Origin of the sequence: Phenylobacterium sp. (assembly GCF_031425575.1) — a bacterium.
Lineage (GTDB): Bacteria > Pseudomonadota > Alphaproteobacteria > Caulobacterales > Caulobacteraceae > Phenylobacterium.
The window spans coordinates 40,013-58,279 of the sequence record NZ_JANPJP010000109.1; the positions used below are offsets into that span (position 1 = coordinate 40,013).

Sequence of the window (18,267 nt, forward strand, 5' to 3'; positions counted from 1 at the left end):
CTCCTCAATCGATTCCGGACGGGCCGCGGCGGGCGGCGAAGGCGGCCTCGACGCAGGGCATGACCAGCCAGCCGATGCCCTCGCCCACGAAGGCCAGTTCCTTGGCGGTGCTCGAGGAGACGTGCAGGAACTGGGACTCGCAGATGAAGTGGACCATCAGCACCCGGGGGTCGATGCGGCCGGCGACGCCGTGCAGGTTGAACTCGTCATTGAAGTCGCTGGCCTCGCGCAGGCCGCGCACGATGTGGGTGGCGCCGATCTCGTGGGCGTAGCCGATCAGGCTGCGGTTGGCGTAGTCGCCGACCTGCAGGGCGCCGCCGAACAGGCCGCCGGTCCCGCCCGGATCGGCGGCCTGGGGCCACAGCTCGGTGACGGAGTCGACGATCAGCTGCCGGCTCTCCTGGACGCCAAAGGTGCGGCCCTTCCTGACATTGGTGCCGATGGCGACGTGGACGGCGTCGAAGGTCGAGAGCGCCTTGCCGATGATGTCCAGGTGGCCCCGGGTGACCGGATCGAACGACCCCGCATAGAGCGCCTTGGTGGGGCCGGACTTACGCATGTGGGAACCTTGAAACGCTTGGCTGAGGCGCAAAGAGTTCGGCGATGCGACGCCGATACGCAACCCCCGGCGCGCCGGGACCCAGTTCACGCTAAGGTCAGGAGATGAACCAGAGTGACATCCTCCCGGCCCCGGGAACGCCCAGGGCGCCGCCCGCATGAGCCCCCTGTCCCAATTGCCGCCCGACGCCTTCGCCAGGGAGGATGAGGGCGACGACGCCGCGTTCTATGCGCAGGCCCGTCTGAAGACGCACATCGATGACGCCGCCATCGCGGCCCTGACCGGGTTCTATCGCCAGGTGCTGCCGGCGGGCGGGGCGGTGCTGGACCTGATGAGCAGCTGGGTCAGCCACCTGCCGCCCGAGGTCGCCTATGGCGAGGTGATCGGGCACGGCATGAACGCCGAGGAGCTGGCCGCCAACCCGCGCCTGACGCGCTGGTTCGTGCAGGACCTGAACCGCGACCCGCGCCTGGACCTGGCCGCCGCCAGCCTCGACGCCGCGATGATCTGCGTGGGGATCCAGTACCTGCAGCAGCCCGTGGACGTGCTGGCGCAGGTGGCGGCGACCCTGCGTCCCGGCGCGCCGCTGGTGGTAAGCTATTCCAACCGCTGCTTCCCCACCAAGGCGGTGGCGGTGTGGCGCAGCGTCGGTCCCCAGGGCCATGCCCGGCTGATTGAGCTCTATCTGGAAGAGGCGGGGTTCGTGGGCGTCGAAGTCCATCGGCTGAAGGACGGACGGGGCGGCGATCCGATGACGGTGGTCATGGGACGGGCGCCGGCTTTGTAAGATCGAAGGCCACGCGGAACAGGCGGCCGGGGCGGGCCAGCTCGTAGGTGAAGACCTCGGGCGTCAGGCCCAGGGACCAGACGTTGGTGTTGGAGACCGCCCGGCCGGTGCGGGTGAACATCGCGATGGAATAGGCGTCGGCGGGGAAGCGCTGCAGGTCGGGCGCGCCCGGCCCGGCGGTGTCGCCGCCATATTGCGAAACCTCGTCCTCCGATCCGTCGGCGTGTCGATGGTCGTGCTTGAGCCGCAGGCGGCCCCCGGGCAGGCTCGTGACGACCCAGGTGCGGGAGCGGTCCTCGCCGACCCGGAAGGGGATGCGGATCTCGTCGGCGGCGCAGGCGGCGACGGTCATGGTAAGCTTGGCCTGGCGCATGGCGGCGTCGGCGGTGGGGTCACCCTCCACCACCACGCCCAGGAAGGTCTGGCCGCAGAGCCGGGTCAGGGACGCGAAGAAGGCGTCCGCGGGGGTCTCGGCGTGCGCCGCCAGCGGCGCGGCGCACAGGGCGAGGATCAGGGCGAGGAGGAGACGCATGGGACGACCTTTCGGAGGCGCCAGCCTAGAGCCGGCGCCTGGCCGGCGTCTCGCTAGAACTCTTACCAGCCCTGCGCCTGCGCCGCGCTAGAGCCTGTCCGTTTCAGATGGACTCATCTGAAACGGATAAACAGGCTCGTTCTCTTATGTTTAGAGCGTGACGGGCGCCTGAACCGGTACCCACTTCAGGCTGTCACGCTCTAGCCGACCTTGGCGATCTCTGATCCGACCCCGGCCTCGATGGTCTCGGTCAGCAGGTGGCCGTCGAGGGGCTTGGTGAGGAAGGCGTCGGCCCCGGCGGCGAGGGCCGCGGCGCGGTGCTCGGGCAGGGCGTTGGCGGTGACCATGACGATCAGGGTGCGGGCGAGATGGCGCGCGGTCTCGCGTTCGCGAATGCGGCGGATAGCGGTGAGGCCGTCCATGACCGGCATCTGCATGTCCATCAGGATGACGTCGAAGGCCTGGGTCTCGAAGGCCTCGCAGGCCTCGAGCCCGTTCTCGGTGGAGACCACGTCGGCGTCGATGGTGGCCAACAGGGTCTCCAGAACGAGGCGGTTGACCGGATGGTCCTCGCTGACCAACACCCGCAGGGGCGGGCCGGCCTCGACCGCCGCTGCGACAGGCACGGGGGTTGGCGGGGCGGCGATCTGCGTGGCCTGGGGCAGGGGCAGAAGCAGGGTGAAGGTGGCGCCGCGGCCGAGCTCGGCCTCGCCCTCCAGGGTCCCGCCCATCTTGAGCGCCAACTCGCGGGAGATGGCCAGGCCGAGGCCCGCGCCGCCGAACCGGCGGGTCACCGTGCCGTCGGCCTGGGCGAAGCGCTGGAACAGGCGCGCCTTGGCCGCGGCGTCGAAACCGATGCCGGTGTCCTCCACCGTGAAGCGCCAGAGGTTGGCGCCGGCGTCGAAGGCCGGGGCGGCGGTGACCCGGACGTAGCCCTTGTCGGTGAACTTGACGGCGTTGGAGATCAGGTTGTTCAGCACCTGCTTCAGTCGGGTGACGTCCCCCAGCACCGGCTGATCGGCGGCGGGGTCGAGGACCAGTCGCAGGTCCAGGCCACGGGCGGTGGCCCGCGCCGTCATCAGGGTGACGGTGGCGGTGACGGCGGTGGCCAGGTTGAAGGCTTCGCGCTCGATGGGCATGCCGCCGGCGTCGATGCGGGCGAGATCCAGGATTTCCGACAGCAGCTTTTCCAGCATCAGGCCTGAGCCGTGGATGGTCTCGGCCATCTGGCGGCGATGAGGATCCAATCCTGAGTCGGCCAGGGCCTGGGCCAGGGCGTTGACCCCGTTCAGCGGTGTACGGATCTCATGGCTCATATTGGCCAAGAACTCGCCCTGGGCGTGGTGGACCTTCATCAGGTCGCGGGCGGCGCGCCGGGTGCTGCGGACCATCAGGATGGCCAGGCCGATGAAGACCGAGGCCACCAGGCTCATCTGCCACGCCGAGCCGGTTATTAGGTCGTGAGCCGGCCGCTGCGGGGTCCAGGCCAGGACGATGGGGCGATCCTGGCCGATCGTGTCGAGCGCCGTGCGGCCCTCGGTGGGCGGGACGCCGCGCTCGTCGAGCAGCAAGCGCACCTCGCCCAGGGCGTAGCGGTCGGCGGTCGCGGCCAGGTTGGCGGCGGTTAGGAAGCTCCCGGCCAGCACGATGGTGGAGGTGGAGCGCAGGGGCTGGACCGCGCCCAGGTCGGGCTCCACCAGGCTGGCCGTCCACATATAGACGCCGCCGCCGCGGGGCTCGACTCGGCTGACGATGATCGGCTGCGGCGCGCTGACGCCGGGCTGTCCTGCAACCTTAGATTTTCTTTGGCGCTCCAGGTCGCGAATCTCCGCGATGATCGGCTGCGCCTGGCTCCGGAACCGGAGCCAGTCCACGGCCGGGATCGGGGCCTTGTCGCCATGGGCCCAGACGGGGCGGTTCAGGCCATCGACCACCAGGTAGTCCCAAGCGCCGATGGTGGGCTTCAGGTAGAGTGGCAGGTTGTTGCGGGCCCAGATGGGGTCGAAGCGGTTGTCGAGGTTAAGGACCGCCTCATCTCTGACCGTCTGGGCCCGCAGGGCGTTTTCGACCGCCTCAACCTCGCCGTCGACCCCGCGCCGGACCAGGAATTCCTCGTGATGGCGGACAAGGCTGTCGACCTGGCGGGCGCCCACCAGCAGGCTGCCGACCAGCAACAGCGTGCCGACGATGGCGAGGATCGCCAGCGGCCACAGCAGCTTCAGTTCTAACCGCATCATCGCCCTGAGCGTGAGTCGTCCCCAGGGCGATGCTGGCGCGCGTCGCCCCGCCCGACAACAACCCTGGACGTGTGGCGCGCGTAAGCGCCGATTAACCCTGATCTTTCATGTTCGGCGCCAGTCTGGAGACGACGATGACCCGCCTGGCCTTGGTGATGATCGCGCGGGACGAGGCCCATCAGATCGCCCGGGCGCTCGACAGCGCGGCGGCCCATGTGGACCTGATGATCGTGCTGGACACCGGGTCGATCGATGGCACGCGGGAGATCGCCCGCGGCTGCGGCGCCCAGGTGTATGAGTTTGTCTGGTGCGACGACTTCGCCGCGGCCCGCAACGCCTCGCTCAACCTGTCGCCCGCCGACTGGAACCTGGTGCTGGACGCCGACGAATGGATCGAGAGCGGGGGCGAGGCGCTGGCGGTCCTGGAGCCCGACGCCATGGGCTGGGTGCGGCGGGATAACCAGCTGGCCGACGAGGCCTTGGCCCAGACCTGGATCCCCCGGGTGCTCCCACGCGGGGTCCGCTATGAAGGCCGTATCCATGAGCAGCCGGTGGGACCCGAGCGCGGTGTGCGCCTGCCGCTGTTGCTGGGACACGACGGGTTCACGCAGGCCAGCCTGGCGCGCAAGGGAGACCGCAATGAGGTCCTGCTGATGGCCGATCTGCGCGACCATCCGGAGGACCCTTATCTCTGGTTCCAGCTGGCCAAGGAGCATCAGGCGCGGGGGCGCCCGCCCCAGGCGGCGCTGTGCTTCACCGAGGCCCTGCGTCTGGCGCCGACCGACGTTCCGTGGCGCCACAGCCTGGTGGTGCGGGGTCTGACGGCCCTGAAGGAGGCCGGTCAGCTGGAGGCGGCGCGCGCCCTGGCCGAAGTCGAGCGGCCGGCCTGGTCCGGGTCGCCGGACTTCCACTTCGCGGTGGGGGACCTCTATCTGCAATGCGCGATGGCCGACCCGGCCCGCGCGGTGAGCGAGCTGCTGCCGGTGGCCGAAGCCGCCTGGAAGACCTGCCTGGAGATCGGGGAGCAGCCGCACCTCGACGGCTCCGTGCGCGGCCGGGGCAGCTTCATGGCCGCCCACAATCTGGCGACGCTGTACGAGACCTTCGGTCCGAAAGCAGCGGCCGTACGCTACCGCGAGCTGGCCGCCCTCCGCTAACCAACGAAAAAGGGCGACGCCCGGAGGCGCCGCCCAGTTCGTCAGGGCTGGTGAGAGGGGTGGCTCCAGCCCTGCAATCCAAGTGTGACCCTTACGGGGTCGGAACGGTGATCGCCTCGGGTTGAGCCGAGTTCGGGGTCGCGTCGGCCGGAGCCGGGTTGACCACTTCGGGAGCTGACGTCACCGGCGGAACCACGATGGCGGCCGGAGCCGACGCCGAGGTCTGGGCCGAGCCGGAATAGGCCTGCGGCGTCGCCGGAATGGTGGCGCTGGCGTTGGTCCCTGAGCTCTCGGCGCTCACGGTGGAGGTCGCGGGGCGGGCCCGGGCCACACGGGTCGGGGCGACGCGCGCCGTGGCCCTGGGCGTCTCGATTCTGGCCAGCCTCGTGTCAGCGGGCGCTTCCGGCGTCATGACCGGCGGCGTGGTCACCGCGGCGGTCTGAGCGGGAGCCAGCATCGGGGCCGGCGCCATAGTGTTGGCGGCGCTCGGGGGCAGAGCCGCCTCCTCCTTGGGGCCGCCCATGAGCATCACGCCTGCGCCAAGCGCCAGGGCGATGGCGGGAACCGCCGCGTAAACCAGGGGATTTATGCCGCCCTTAGCCTTGCGAGCCTTCGGGCGGGCATAGATCGGCGTCTCCGAAAACACCGGCGAGTCGGAGCCAAGCTCGCCATCACGGCGCTCAAGGGCGGGCACGGCGTGGGTCGGCTTGGCGAAGGGGCTATATTCAGCAGTCATTTTCAGACCTCTCAATGTTGTTCGAGAGGTTAAACGAGAGGGCTGGTCACACGTTCCGTGATTTAGCCGTCAGATCGTGGTCACCTGTGTCAAAACCGCCGCAACCCCCAATTAAATAGGCGTTTGAGGCGCAATATAATTTCTCCAAGAATTGCAGAATAAACGGAAGAAGAGGCCGAAATGCTTCCAGATCGCGCCGAATTCTTTCCGATTGTCGCCGCAAACGGGCCATAATTGACGCTCAGTTCAGATTCTCTGTCAGTTCGCCGATGGAGCGGATAATGCGGTCGGGTGTGACCGAGCTGTCTTGGGGCAGCCCCTCGCCCAGGTGATCGTGCCAGATGGCGTAGATGCCAAGGCGCTGAGGCGCGGCCACTTCCCATTCCAGATTGTCACCCACCATCCAGGTCTCGTGGGCCTCGACGCCGAGGGCGGCCATGGCGTGGAGGTAGGCCTGCTCCTCTGGCTTGCCGAACCCGGCCTCACCCTCGATCTGGATGTGGTCGAAGCGGTGGGCGAGGTCGAACCTCTCGATCTTCGCCCTTTGCACGGCTGCCGCCCCATTTGTGACCAGGGCGAGCTTCACGCCGCGTCGCTTCAGCTCGTCGACCGCCTCCAGCGCGCCAGAGAAGAAGCAGATCTGTTCCTCGCGATAGGCGTCGAAGCGCGCGGCGAACGCCCGGGCGGTTTCCGGGGCCAGGCCGGGCGCCTGGCGGCGGAGGCGCTCGAAGACCTCCGTGACAATCCCGAGCCGCGCGGCGGCCAGGTCCATGCGCCCGCTCTTGTGGCGCCCGGCGTCCGACCAGAAGACGCGGAAGGCCTTCTCCATTTCCTCAACCAGCCGGGCCGGGCCGGGCGGCGTGAGGTCGGCGGCGAACTCCTCGGCCACTTCGGCCAGCAGCTGCGGGCGGCGGCCGAGCGAGATGAGCGTGTCGTCCAGGTCGAACAGAATGGCGCGGGGCAGGGGTGTCATGCCGCCAGCCTAACCCGTGAGCCGAGTCGTTGGACTGAGTCCTTTCGGCCACGCTGGAGCCCGCCTGACGCGGGTGTGACAACGGGTGTCCAAAGCCCCGCTTGACCCGCGCCTCGCCGCCCCGCCAAGGTGGCGCGGACGTCGGAGGGTACGCATGAGTTTAAAGGCCCGGCTCGAACGTGAGTGGCGGTTCGTACGCGGGCTCAACCGCACCCTGAAGCGGGTGAAGACCATTGCGCCCACGTCGCCCAACCTGATCTGCGACGATCTGCAGGCCGCCGTCGATCAATGGCGCGACAAGCCGGCCCTGACCTTCGAAGGTAAGACGCTGACCTATGGCGAGATGGACGCCATCGCCAACCGCTATGCTCACTGGGCCAAGACCAACAACCTGCGGCGCGGTCAGAGCGTGGCGCTGTTCATGCCCAACCGGCTGGAATATTTCCCCATCTGGTACGGCCTGACCAAGGTGGGGGTGATCACCGCCCTGATCAACAATCAGCTCTCGGGCGCGGCGCTCGCCCATTGCCTGAACATCTCCGGCGCGGGCCACGCCATCGTCGATTCCGAGACCTCGCCGGCCTTCGAACAGGCCAAGAGGTTGCTGGACAGACCCATGCAGCAATGGGTGCTGGGCCACGCGGTGGCCGATCAGCGGGACCTTTCGCAGGCCTTGAAGAGCTGCAGTTCCCTGCCGCCCGACCGTTCGGTGCGCGAGGGGATGACGGCGAGCGACACGGCCCTGTTCATCTACACCTCCGGCACCACGGGCCTGCCCAAGGCGGCGCGGATCACCCATGTGCGGGCTCAGTTGTTCATGCGTGGCTTCGCGGGCTCAACCGGGGCCACCGAGAAAGACCGAATCTACAATCCCCTGCCGCTCTATCACTCCACGGGTGGGCTCTGCGGCCTCGGCGCCGCCCTGCTGAACGGCGGCTCGGTGGTGCTGAAGAAGAAGTTCTCCGCCACCCACTTCTGGGCCGACGTGGTGGCCGAGGAAGCCACGATGTTCGTCTATATCGGCGAGCTGTGCCGCTACCTCGTGAACCAGCCGCCCGGGGAGGATGACAGCCGCCACAGGCTGCGCCTGGCCTTCGGCAACGGCCTCCGCCCCGATGTCTGGGCGGAGATGAAGTCGCGGTTCCGGATTCCCGAGATCCTGGAGTTTTACGGCTCCACCGAAGGCAACGTGTCGATGTTCAACTTCGATGGCCGCACCGGCGCCATCGGCCGCGCGCCTAAGTGGCTTCGCAACCGGTTCAACATCCGCCTGGTCCAGTACGACGTGGAGGCCGAGGCGCCGATCCGTGGGACCGATGGGTTCTGCATCGAATGCGGGCCCGGCCAGGTGGGGGAGTGCATCGGCAAAATCGGCCAGGGCGACGCGCGAAGCGAATACACCGGCTATGTCGACAAGGCCGCCTCGGACCGCAAGATCCTGCGCGACGTGTTCGAGAAGGGCGACGCCTGGTTCCGCACCGGCGACCTGATGAAGGCCGACGGCGACGGCTATTTCTACTTCGTCGACCGCATCGGCGACACCTTCCGCTGGAAGGGCGAGAACGTCTCCACCGGCGAGGTGGCCGAGCGGCTGCAGGCCATACCGGGGGTCACCGAGGCCAATGTCTACGGCGTCGAGGTTCCCGGCGCCGACGGTCGAGCCGGCATGGCTGGCCTGGTGGTGGACGCAGATTTCGACATCAAGGTCTTCGGCGACCAGGTGGCCGCCGACCTGCCGCCCTACGCCCAGCCGGTGTTCGTGCGCATCCTGCCGGCCATCGAGACCACGGGCACCTTCAAGTACCGCAAGCTCGACCTGGTGACCGACGGGTTCGACCCCGGCAAGGTGAAGGGGGCGATGTTCTACAAGGACGGCGCCAAGGGCTATGTGAAGCTGACCAAGGCCGGCTTCGCCAAGCTGGAGGCGGGCGGCGTGAAGCTTTAGGGCGACCTTAAAGCCTCGCGCGCGATCTTACTCTCATGGCCAAGCTCATTCTCGTCACCGGCGGCGCCGGGTTCATCGGTTCGTCGCTCTGCGCGCGCCTCGTCGCGGATGGCCACAGGGTCATCTCGCTCGACAACTATTTCGCAGGGACGAAGTACGCCCATGTCGCGGGCGTCGACTATCGCGACGGCCACACCAAGGATGTCGCGGCCCTGGTTCCCGAAACCCCGGACCTGATCTTCCACCTGGGGGAATATTCCCGCGTGGAGAAGAGCCTGCTGGAGCCAGCCACCGTCTGGGACCTGAACAAGGCCGGCACCTTCGGGGTGCTGGAGTTCTGGCGCGCGAAGGGCTGCAAGCTGCTCTACGCCGGATCGTCCACCAAGTTCGGCGATGGCGGGCTGGGCCGCGATCAGAGCCCCTATGCCTGGACCAAGGCCACCAATACCGAGCTCGTCCGCAACTATGGCGACTGGTACGGTCTGCCCTACGCCATCACCTACTTCTACAATGTCTACGGACCGGGCGAACGGGCCGGCGCCTATGGCACCCTGATCGAGATCTTCCGCCAGCGCCGCCTGGCCGGTGAGCAGCTGCGGGTGAATGCGCCCGGCACCCAGAAGCGCAACTTCACCCACATCGACGACATCGTCCAAGGCCTCGTCCTGGTAGGCGAAAATGGGATCGGCGACGACTTCGGCCTGGGAGACAACCGCGCCTATTCGATCCTGGAGGTGGCGGAGATGTTCGGGGGCGAGATCGTCATGGGGCCAGAGGTGGCGGGCAACCGGATGAGCGCCGACATCGATACGTCGAAGACCCGCCTGCTGGGCTGGTCGCCGACCCGCGCCCTGATCGACTATATCGGCCAGACCCCGGGTGCGAACACCAAGCCCCGCCGGGACTGACGAAAGGTCGAGGCGGCGCTGCGTTCGCGCGCGGACTCGCCTATATCTGCCCCATGTCGACCGACACCACCCTGACGCCCCTGAAGGGCGCGGCCCTGATCAAGGATGAGGTGAAGCGCCTGCCGGACTCCCCGGGCGTCTACCGCATGATGGGCGAGGACGGGGAGGTTCTCTATGTGGGCAAGGCGCGGTCGCTGAAGAAGCGGGTGCTGCAGTACGCCCAAGGACGATTTCACACCCAGCGCATCGCGCTGATGGTGGACCTGACCCGGTCGATGGAGTTCGTCACGGTCCGCACCGAGACCGACGCCCTGTTCCTTGAGATCAACCTGATCAAGCAGCTGAAGCCGCGCTTCAACGTGCTGCTGCGCGACGACAAGAGCTTCCCAGAAATCGTCATCCGGCGCGAACACCCGGCCGCCCAGCTGCGCAAGCACCGTGGGGCCCACACCATCAAGGGCGACTATTTCGGCCCCTTCGCCAGCGCGTGGGCGGTGAACCGCACGCTGAACACCCTGCAGAAGGCCTTCCTGCTGCGGTCGTGCTCCGACAGCGTCTATGAGAGCCGCACCCGGCCCTGCATGCTGCACCAGATCAAGCGCTGCGCCGCCCCCTGCACCGGGCTCGTCAGCCTGGAGGACTACGGCGCCCTGGTGGAGCAGGCCGAGGACTTCCTGCGCGGCAAGAGCCGGGCGGTGATCTCCAGGATGTCGGGCGAGATGCAGGCGGCCTCCGACGACATGGAGTTTGAGCGCGCCGCCCGCCTGCGCGACCGCATCCGGGCCCTGGCGTCGGTGGCCCAGGAACAGCAGATCAATCCCGAGACCCTGGACGAGGCCGACGTCTTCGCCCTGTTCGCCGAGGGCGGGCAGGCCTGCGTGCAGGTGTTCTTCTTCCGGGCCGGCCAGAACTGGGGCAACCGCGCCTACTTCCCCCGGGTCGACAAGTCCGATGAGGATCTCGACGTGATGAGCGCCTTCCTCGGCCAGTTCTATGACGACAAGCCCATCCCGCGCCTGATCCTGACCAATGTGGAGCCCGCCGAGCGTGAGCTGCTGTGCGAGGCCTTCGCCCTGAAGGCCGGCCGCAAGGTGGAGATCAGCCGGCCGCAAAAGGGCGAGAAGAAGGGCCTAGTGGACCACGCCCTGACCAATGCCCGCGAGGCCCTGGGGCGGAAGATGAGCGAGAGCTCGGCGCAGGGGAAGCTGCTGGCCGGGGTGGCCGAGGCCTTCGGCCTGGAGGGCCCGCCCGAGCGGATCGAGGTCTATGACAACAGCCACATCATGGGCACCAACGCCGTGGGCGGGATGATCGTGGCCGGGCCCGAGGGCTTCAACAAAAACCAGTACCGCAAGTTCAACATCAAGGGCACGGACCTCACCCCCGGCGACGACTTCGGGATGATGAAGGAGGTGCTGCGCCGCCGCTTCGGCCGGATGGTCAAGGAGGAGGAGACCGGCGAGGCCTCCAGCCCCCGACCCGACCTGGTGCTGATCGACGGCGGCGCCGGCCAGATTTCGGCGGTGATGGAGGTGATGGCCGATCTGGGGGTCGATGACATCCCGGTGGTGGGGGTCGCCAAGGGCCCCGACCGCGACGCCGGGCTGGAGCGCTTCCACGTCGCCGGCAAGCCGCAGTTCATGCTCGAGCCCAAGTCGCCGGTTCTCTATTACCTGCAGCGTCTGCGCGACGAGGCGCACCGCTTCGCCATTGGCACCCACCGCATCAAGCGCTCCATCGACATGAAGAAGAACCCTCTCGACGAAATCGAGGGCGTGGGACCCGGCCGCAAGCGCGCCCTGCTGCACGCCTTCGGTTCGGCCCGGGGAGTCAGTCGCGCCTCGGTGGACGACATCATGAAGGTCGACGGGGTCAGCGAGCCCCTGGCCCAGCGGATCTTCGACTTCTTCCGCAAGGCCTAGCGACTCTCCGCAAGCTCAGGCGTTAGACTGCCATGATGAAGTCCCTGCCCAATATCCTGTCCACCGGCCGCCTGATCCTGACGGTCCTCATGTTCGTCGCCCTGGCCGCTGCGGCGGGCGGCGTGCCCTATGTCAGCGAGACCCTGACGCCCGACACCCAGTTCGCCCTGCAGCGGTTCGCCTTCTGGGCCTTCGTGATCGCCGCGGTGACCGACTATTTCGACGGCTGGCTGGCGCGGAAGTTCGACGCCGTGACGGTCTGGGGGGCGATCCTCGATCCCATCGGCGACAAGGTGCTGGTGGCGGGTGCGATCCTGGGCCTGATGGCGCTCGGCCCCGCGCCGGCGGTGGTGCTGCCGGTGGGCTTAATCCTGTTCCGCGAGTTCACGGTCAGCGCCCTGCGCGAGGTGGGCGCCAGCCGGGGAATCAAGCTGCCGGTCACGATGCTGGCCAAGTGGAAGACCACCCTGCAACTGGTGGGCCTGGGCGCGGAGCTGCTGGTGGCCTCGTGGGCGGCGTTCCAGCTGCCGTCGGACCCGGCCATCCAGGGTCCGGTGATGATCTTCGCCCACACGGTCCTGTGGCTGGCCGCTTTGGTGACCCTGATCACCGGCTGGCAGTACTGGGACCAGACGCGCCAGGCCCTGGCGGCCTACAGCCCTAAGGGGCTCTAGATTCAATGTGTAGAGCGCGTCGAGCGGGTTAACCGGTGTCCACTTAACCCTGACGCGCTCTAGCTCATCGGATTGGCGGGCGCTGATGGCTCCGGCAGGGGGATGAACTCCTGGTCGTCGGCGTCGGGCAGCTTCATGCGGCCGGCGCGCCAGTCGGCCTTGGCCTGCTCGATGCGCGCCTTCGACGAGGACACGAAGTTCCACTCGATGAAGCGCGGGCCAACGGGCTCGCCTCCCAGCAGCATGACGATCGCCGGCGTGACGGCGGTGAACAACACCGGTTCGCCGGGCTTGAACACGATCATCTGGCCTTCGCGGAAGGTCTGGCCCAGCACCTCCACCTCGCCGCGCGCCACATAGGCCGCGCGCTCGGGATACTCGGACGGCAGCTGCGCCTTGGCGCCCGCTTGCAGGGCCCAGTGGACATAGAACATCGGCGAGTGGGTCTTGACCCGCGCCTCCGCCCCGAAAGCCTTGCCGACGATGAGCCGGGCCCACATGCCGTTTTCCTCGTAGGTCGGCAGGTCCGCGACGTCGTGGTGATAGAAGGCCGGATCGATCTCTTCCTGGCCGTCGGGCAGGGCGACCCAGGTCTGGATGCCGTCCATGCGGCCGCCGTGGGCGCGCAGGTCCTCGAAACGCTCGGAGTGGGTGATGCCGCGCCCCGCGGTCATCCAGTTCACCTCGCCGGGGTTCACCACCTGGGTGGCGCCCACGGAGTCGCGGTGGGTCATCTGGCCTTCGAACAGGTAGCTGACGGTCGAGAGGCCGATGTGGGGATGGGGACGGACGTCGACGCTGCGCGGGAATCCGGCGGTGAAATCGGCCGGACCCATATGGTCGAAGAAGATGAAGGGCCCCACCATCCGGTGGGCATGGAACGGCAGAACCCGCCCCACCTCGAACCCGCCAAGGTCCTTGCGGCGTTGTTCAATGACGAGGTCGATCATGGGAAGGAAACCCTAGGAGTGGGCGCTCACATACGGGCTGACGAGGCCGAGCGGCGCGGCGGTCGTATTCTTCACCGATCGTATGACGATCCGGCTCTCGATGTTGGAGACCAGACCCAGGGACAGGATCTTCTCGCGCAGGAAGTCGTCGAAGGCGTGCATGTCGCGGGTCACGACCCTCAGTTCGTAGTCGGCCGAGCCGGTGACGGTGGCGCACTGCACCACCTCGGCCAGCTTGGTGATGGCCTGCTCGAAGTCGTTGAGGTTGTCCTTGGTGGGCAGGCTGAGCTTGACGGTGCAATAGACCTCGAAGCCCAGGCCCAGCAGTTCGCGGTCCAGGATGGTCACGCGGCGCTGGATGATGCCGGAATCTTCCAAGCGCTTGATCCGGCGCCAGCAGGGGCTGGAGGACAATCCGACCCGCTCGGCGATCTCGGCGACGGACAGTCCGGCGTCATGCTGAATGAGATCCAGGATCTTAGCATCGACAGCGTCGAGGGCCTCAGACAAGTTTTCCTCCCACACTTGGCGCTATTGCGCGTCATTCGTGCCCCGGAACCGCTGTCAGGGGGCACGCCTTTGGCAAGCAATTGCGGCGCACTTATATGATCTTCTAACCTCGTTAGGGAACCCAAAAGGAAAGAAATTGCGATGCGGCACCAGGATGTGACGCTCGACGACAAATTTCTGCTCAGCCAGGGTCGGGTTTTCATCACCGGCGTGCAGGCCTTGTTGCGAGTTCTGATGGATCAGCGCCGCCTGGACCAGGTGGCCGGTCTGAACACGGCGGGTTTCCTGTCGGGCTATCGGGGCTCGCCATTGGGCGGGCTGGATCAGCAGGCGACGCGGGCGAAGAAGCACCTGGAAGCTTGCGAGGTGGTCTTCAAGGAAGGCCTCAACGAAGACCTGGCGGCCACGGCCGTCTGGGGCAGCCAGCAGGCCAATCTGTTCCCCGGCGCCAAGTTCGATGGGGTCTATGGCATGTGGTACGGCAAGGCCCCCGGGGTCGACCGCACCGGCGACGCCTTCAAGCACGCCAATTTCGCCGGAACCTTCCCCAAGGGCGGCGTCCTGGCCGTGGCCGGGGACGACCACACCTGCAAGTCTTCGACCCTGCCGTCGCAGTCGGAGTTCGCCTTCCAGGACTTCGAGATGCCGGTGCTGTCGCCGGCCGATGTGCAGGAGGTGCTGGACTACGGCCTGCTGGGCTACGCGATGTCGCGGTATTCCGGCCTCTGGGTCGGACTGATCGCCTTGGCCGACACGATGGACTCGGGCGTCACCATCGACGTCGACCTGTCGCGCCACAAGTTCGTCCTGCCGGCCAACTTCGCCCTGCCGCCCGGCGGCCTGGGCATTCGGCTGAAGGACCAGCCCCTGGACAAGGAGCGCCGGCTCCGCACCCAGAAGATCCCAGCCGCCCTGGCCTTCGCCCGCGCCAACAAGATCGACCGCGTGGTGCTGCCGGCCGCCCGGCCGCGCCTGGGCATCGTCTGCCAGGGCCAGGCCTATAAGGACGTGATCGAGGCCTTCGCGGCCATGCGCATCAGCTTCGAGGAGGCCGCCAGCCTGGGCGTCTCGATCTACAAGGTCGGCATGCCCTGGCCGCTGGAGCCGCAGGGTCTACGAGCCTTCGCCGCCGGCCTCGAGACCCTGATGGTCATCGAGCACAAGCGCCCCCTGATCGAGACCCAGGCCCGCGCCGCCCTCTACGACCTGCCCGCCCACGCCCGCCCCCGCATTATTGGCAAGACCGACGAGGTGGGCCATCCACTGCTTTCGCAGCTGGGCTCGCTGTCGGTGGCCGAGGTGGCCCTGGCCATCGCCGACCGCCTGCCGCCCGGACCGCACATGGACCGGGTGCACGACTATCTGAGCCGTGTCTCGGCCGCCTCCATGGCGGCGGTGACCCTGGCCGCCGAACAGCAGCGCAAGCCGTTCTTCTGCTCGGGCTGCCCGCACAATACCTCGACGCGACTTCCCGAGGGATCGCGGGCGCTGGCCGGCATCGGCTGCCACTACATGGCCAGCTTCTCCGACCCCCAGACCGACCTGAACAGCCACATGGGCGGCGAGGGCCTGACCTGGGTGGGCTCAGCCCCCTTCACCACCGAGGACCATGTCTTCGCCAACCTCGGCGACGGCACCTACAACCACTCCGGCTCGCTGGCGGTCCGCGCCTCGATCGCCGCCAATTCGCACATCACCTACAAGCTGCTGTTCAACGACGCCGTCGCCATGACCGGCGGGCAAGCTGCCGAGAGCGGCTTCACCCCGGCCCAGATCACCCGCCAACTGGCCTCCGAAGGCGTCGCCAAGACGGTGATCGTCGCCGACGATCCCAGCCGATATGCGAACGTCACCGACCTCGCCCCAGGCGTGGAGGTCAAGCCGCGCTCGGAGCTGATCGCCGTGCAGAAGATGCTGCGCGACACGCCTGGCACCACGGTCCTGCTCTATGACCAGGTCTGCGCCACCGAAAAGCGCCGCCGCCGCAAGCGCGGGTCCATGGAGACCGCCACCAAGCGGGTCTTTATCAACCCCCTGGTCTGCGAGGGCTGCGGCGACTGCTCCAAGGTCTCCAACTGCGTCTCCGTCGAGCCGCTGAACACCGAGTTCGGCCGCAAGCGGAAGATCAACCAGTCCAGCTGCAACACCGACTATTCCTGCCTCGACGGCTTCTGCCCCTCCTTCGTCACCATCGAGGGCGGCGAGAACGCCCAGGCCAAGGCCCTGCCGGCGCTCACCGCCGACTCCACGCCCCTGCCCAGCTTCGAGCCGCTGGAGGGGGTGAAGAACATCGTCTTCACCGGCATCGGCGGGACCGGCGTCACCACCGTCGCCTCGATCCTGGCCATGGCCGCCCACGTCGATGGCCGCGCCGCCTCGGTGGTGGACATGACGGGCCTGGCCCAGAAGGGCGGGGCGGTGTTCTCCCACGTCCGCATCGGCGAGCTGGAGGAGACCGTGGTGGGCGGCCGGGTGCCGGCGGCATCGGCCCATGTGCTGATCGCCTGCGACATCCTCTCGGCGGCGGGGCCCGACGCCCTGTCGCTCTACGCCAAGGACCGCACCGTGGCCTGCGGCAACGAGGACTTCGCGCCCACCGCCGACTTCGTCACCGACCGCGACGTGCGGTTCGACGCCGCGAACATGGCCAAGCGCATCTCGGCGGCCACAAAGTCCTACGACGAGTGCCCGGCGCACCACCTGGCCGAGACCCACTTTGGCGACGCCATCTACGCCAACATGATCATGGTGGGCTTCGCCTGGCAGAAGGGGCTGATCCCGATCTCCAGCCGGGCGGTCTATCGCGCCATCCGCCTGAACGGGGTCCAGGCCGAGGCCAACCTGCAGGCCTTCGAACTGGGCCGCCGGGTGGCCTACGATCCCGCCGAGCGTGGCAAGGCCGAGGCCGACGTGCCGACGCCGGAGACCATGCCCCTGGCCGAGCTGATCGCTCATCGAGGGCGGGAGCTGACGGCATACCAGAACGCCGCCTACGCCCAGCGCTATCTCGACCGCGTCGACCAGGTGGCCAAGGCCGAGGCCATCTTCGGCTCCGAGGTCCTGACCCGCTCGGTGGCCGTGAACCTCTACAAGCTGATGGCCTACAAGGACGAGTACGAGGTGGCGCGGCTCTACTCCGACGGCCGCTTCGATGCCGAGAAGAACGGGACCTTCAAGGGCGGCAAGGTCAAGGTCTGGCTCGCCCCGCCGATCATCGCGCCCAAGGACGCCAATGGCCGCCCCAAGAAGATCGCCTTCGGGGGCTGGATGCTGGATCTGGGCTTCCCGATGCTCGCCAAGCTCAAGGGCCTGCGCGGCACGGGCCTCGACCTGTTCGGCTACAGTGAGGAGCGCAGGATGGAGCGCGGCCTGATCGCAGACTACGAGGCGGGGATCGACAGGCTGCTCGCCGGTCTCTCGGCGGAGAAGACGCCGCTCGCCGTCCAGATCGCCCAGGTCCCGCAGCAGATCCGCGGCTATGGCCACATCAAGGAGGCCTCGGTCACCAAGGCCAAGGCGCAGGAAGCTACCCTTTGGGCTCAGTGGGCTTTGGCCTGACGAAGGGGTAGAGCGCCGCGGCGGAGGCCAGCAGCACGCCTGCGATGAGAGGCGCTCGCCAGTCGTCGGAGGCGATCCGCGCCACGAGCAGTCCAAGGCATACAACCGCGCCGGCCGCCGGGATGATGACGGGGATCTCAAAACCGCCCTTGGGCTCGTCCTTGCGCAGGGTCAGCACCACCAGGGAGGCGTTCACCACCACGAAGACGCAGAGCAGCAGCAGGACCGTGGCCGACGCGAGTTCGGCGATGTCGCCCGCCATGGCCAGGGCGATCAGCAGGACCAGCAGGATGACGATGGCGAAGTGAGGCGTGCGCCGGGTGGGATGAACCCGCGCCAACTGCGCCGGCAGCCGGCCATCGCGCGCCATTCCGTACAGCAGGCGCGAGGCTGTGACGTAATTGATGAGGGCCGAGTTGGCGACGGCGAAGACGGTGATGACGACGAAGGCCCAGCCGGGGAACCAAGGCGCGGCCCGGGCCATGACGTCAGCCAGGGGCGCCTTGGCGTCGGCCAGCTCCCGCCAAGGTATGACCGAGACCGCCGTCACCGCCACGCCGATATAGAGGACGCAGGCCAGCGACATCCCGAGCACCAGCCCCAGCGGCAGGGTGCGTCGCGGGTTCTTGACCTCCTCGGCGACATTCAGCGTGTCTTCAAAGCCCACGAAGGAGAAGAAGGTCAGCACGGCGCCCTGCACCATCAGCAGCGGTGGGATGGCCAGCAGGCTGCCGCCGGACGGGGTCGCCGGGGTCTGGAACATGTCCACTGACCCCCAGTACTTCGCGCCCACGACGATGATCAGGGCGAGGCCGGCGG

15 protein-coding genes are annotated in these 18,267 nt (G+C 67.8%); 7 read left to right on the top strand and 8 right to left on the bottom strand.

What is annotated here, in order from left to right:
- Nucleotides 1-4: 4 nt before the first annotated feature.
- The gene (coaD, locus tag RMO97_RS06425) at nt 5-559 is read right to left on the bottom strand and encodes a pantetheine-phosphate adenylyltransferase (RefSeq protein ID WP_310539700.1); all 555 of its coding nucleotides are present in this window, start codon (nt 557-559) and stop codon (nt 5-7) included.
- Between the two features lie 157 nt (nt 560-716).
- On the opposite strand from coaD, the gene RMO97_RS06430 reads away from it, so the two are divergent.
- Nucleotides 717-1,346: a hypothetical protein gene (locus tag RMO97_RS06430; RefSeq protein WP_310539702.1), complete on the top strand. Its 630-nt coding sequence runs from the start codon at nt 717-719 to the stop codon at nt 1,344-1,346.
- Here RMO97_RS06430 and RMO97_RS06435 read toward each other — a convergent pair.
- Both RMO97_RS06435 and RMO97_RS06440 read right to left on the bottom strand, forming a co-directional pair.
- Nucleotides 1,321-1,878 carry a hypothetical protein gene (locus RMO97_RS06435; protein WP_310539704.1) on the bottom strand — a complete coding sequence of 186 codons (558 nt, stop codon included), beginning with the start codon at nt 1,876-1,878 and terminating at the stop codon, nt 1,321-1,323. The genes RMO97_RS06430 and RMO97_RS06435 overlap by 26 nt on opposite strands.
- Before the next feature lie 200 nt (nt 1,879-2,078).
- Entirely contained in the window at nt 2,079-4,115 is a 2,037-nt protein-coding gene (locus RMO97_RS06440) for an ATP-binding protein (protein ID WP_310539705.1), read from the bottom strand.
- 134 nt (nt 4,116-4,249) lie between these two features.
- Here RMO97_RS06440 and RMO97_RS06445 point away from each other — a divergent pair, with 134 nt between their 5' ends.
- Nucleotides 4,250-5,272 carry a glycosyltransferase family 2 protein gene (locus RMO97_RS06445; protein ID WP_310539707.1) on the top strand — a complete coding sequence of 341 codons (1,023 nt, stop codon included), beginning with the start codon at nt 4,250-4,252 and terminating at the stop codon, nt 5,270-5,272.
- Nucleotides 5,273-5,363: 91 nt separating this feature from the next.
- On the opposite strand, the gene RMO97_RS06450 is transcribed toward RMO97_RS06445, so the two are convergent.
- Nucleotides 5,364-6,008 carry a hypothetical protein gene (locus RMO97_RS06450; RefSeq protein ID WP_310539709.1) on the bottom strand — a complete coding sequence of 215 codons (645 nt, stop codon included), beginning with the start codon at nt 6,006-6,008 and terminating at the stop codon, nt 5,364-5,366.
- A gap of 241 nt (nt 6,009-6,249) precedes the next feature.
- Nucleotides 6,250-6,981 (bottom strand): HAD family hydrolase, encoded by a 732-nt coding sequence (locus tag RMO97_RS06455; RefSeq protein ID WP_310539710.1) that lies wholly within the window; start codon nt 6,979-6,981, stop codon nt 6,250-6,252.
- Between the two features lie 154 nt (nt 6,982-7,135).
- On the opposite strand from RMO97_RS06455, the gene RMO97_RS06460 reads away from it, so the two are divergent.
- The 4 genes from RMO97_RS06460 to pgsA are packed head-to-tail and all read left to right on the top strand — an operon-like array spanning nt 7,136 to nt 12,430.
- On the top strand, nt 7,136-8,926 hold the full coding sequence (locus tag RMO97_RS06460) for a long-chain-acyl-CoA synthetase (RefSeq protein WP_310539711.1): 1,791 nt from the start codon (nt 7,136-7,138) through the stop codon (nt 8,924-8,926).
- Nucleotides 8,927-8,961: 35 nt separating this feature from the next.
- The gene (locus RMO97_RS06465; RefSeq protein WP_310539713.1) at nt 8,962-9,834 is read left to right on the top strand and encodes an NAD-dependent epimerase/dehydratase family protein; all 873 of its coding nucleotides are present in this window, start codon (nt 8,962-8,964) and stop codon (nt 9,832-9,834) included.
- 53 nt (nt 9,835-9,887) lie between these two features.
- Complete coding sequence (gene uvrC, locus RMO97_RS06470; protein ID WP_310539715.1) at nt 9,888-11,756, top strand: excinuclease ABC subunit UvrC; 1,869 nt, start codon at nt 9,888-9,890, stop codon at nt 11,754-11,756.
- Between the two features lie 35 nt (nt 11,757-11,791).
- Nucleotides 11,792-12,430 carry a CDP-diacylglycerol--glycerol-3-phosphate 3-phosphatidyltransferase gene (gene pgsA / locus RMO97_RS06475; protein ID WP_310539721.1) on the top strand — a complete coding sequence of 213 codons (639 nt, stop codon included), beginning with the start codon at nt 11,792-11,794 and terminating at the stop codon, nt 12,428-12,430.
- Nucleotides 12,431-12,489: 59 nt separating this feature from the next.
- Here the strand turns inward: pgsA and RMO97_RS06480 are convergent, their stop codons facing one another.
- Nucleotides 12,490-13,380 (bottom strand): pirin family protein, encoded by an 891-nt coding sequence (locus RMO97_RS06480; protein WP_310539716.1) that lies wholly within the window; start codon nt 13,378-13,380, stop codon nt 12,490-12,492.
- 12 nt (nt 13,381-13,392) lie between these two features.
- The gene (locus RMO97_RS06485; protein ID WP_304775654.1) at nt 13,393-13,890 is read right to left on the bottom strand and encodes an Lrp/AsnC family transcriptional regulator; all 498 of its coding nucleotides are present in this window, start codon (nt 13,888-13,890) and stop codon (nt 13,393-13,395) included.
- Between the two features lie 141 nt (nt 13,891-14,031).
- On the opposite strand from RMO97_RS06485, the gene RMO97_RS06490 reads away from it, so the two are divergent.
- On the top strand, nt 14,032-17,448 hold the full coding sequence (locus RMO97_RS06490) for an indolepyruvate ferredoxin oxidoreductase family protein (protein WP_310539718.1): 3,417 nt from the start codon (nt 14,032-14,034) through the stop codon (nt 17,446-17,448).
- Here RMO97_RS06490 and RMO97_RS06495 read toward each other — a convergent pair.
- Nucleotides 17,417-18,267: amino acid permease (locus tag RMO97_RS06495; RefSeq protein WP_310539719.1), on the bottom strand; the 851-nt coding region annotated here is incomplete at its 5' end. The genes RMO97_RS06490 and RMO97_RS06495 overlap by 32 nt on opposite strands.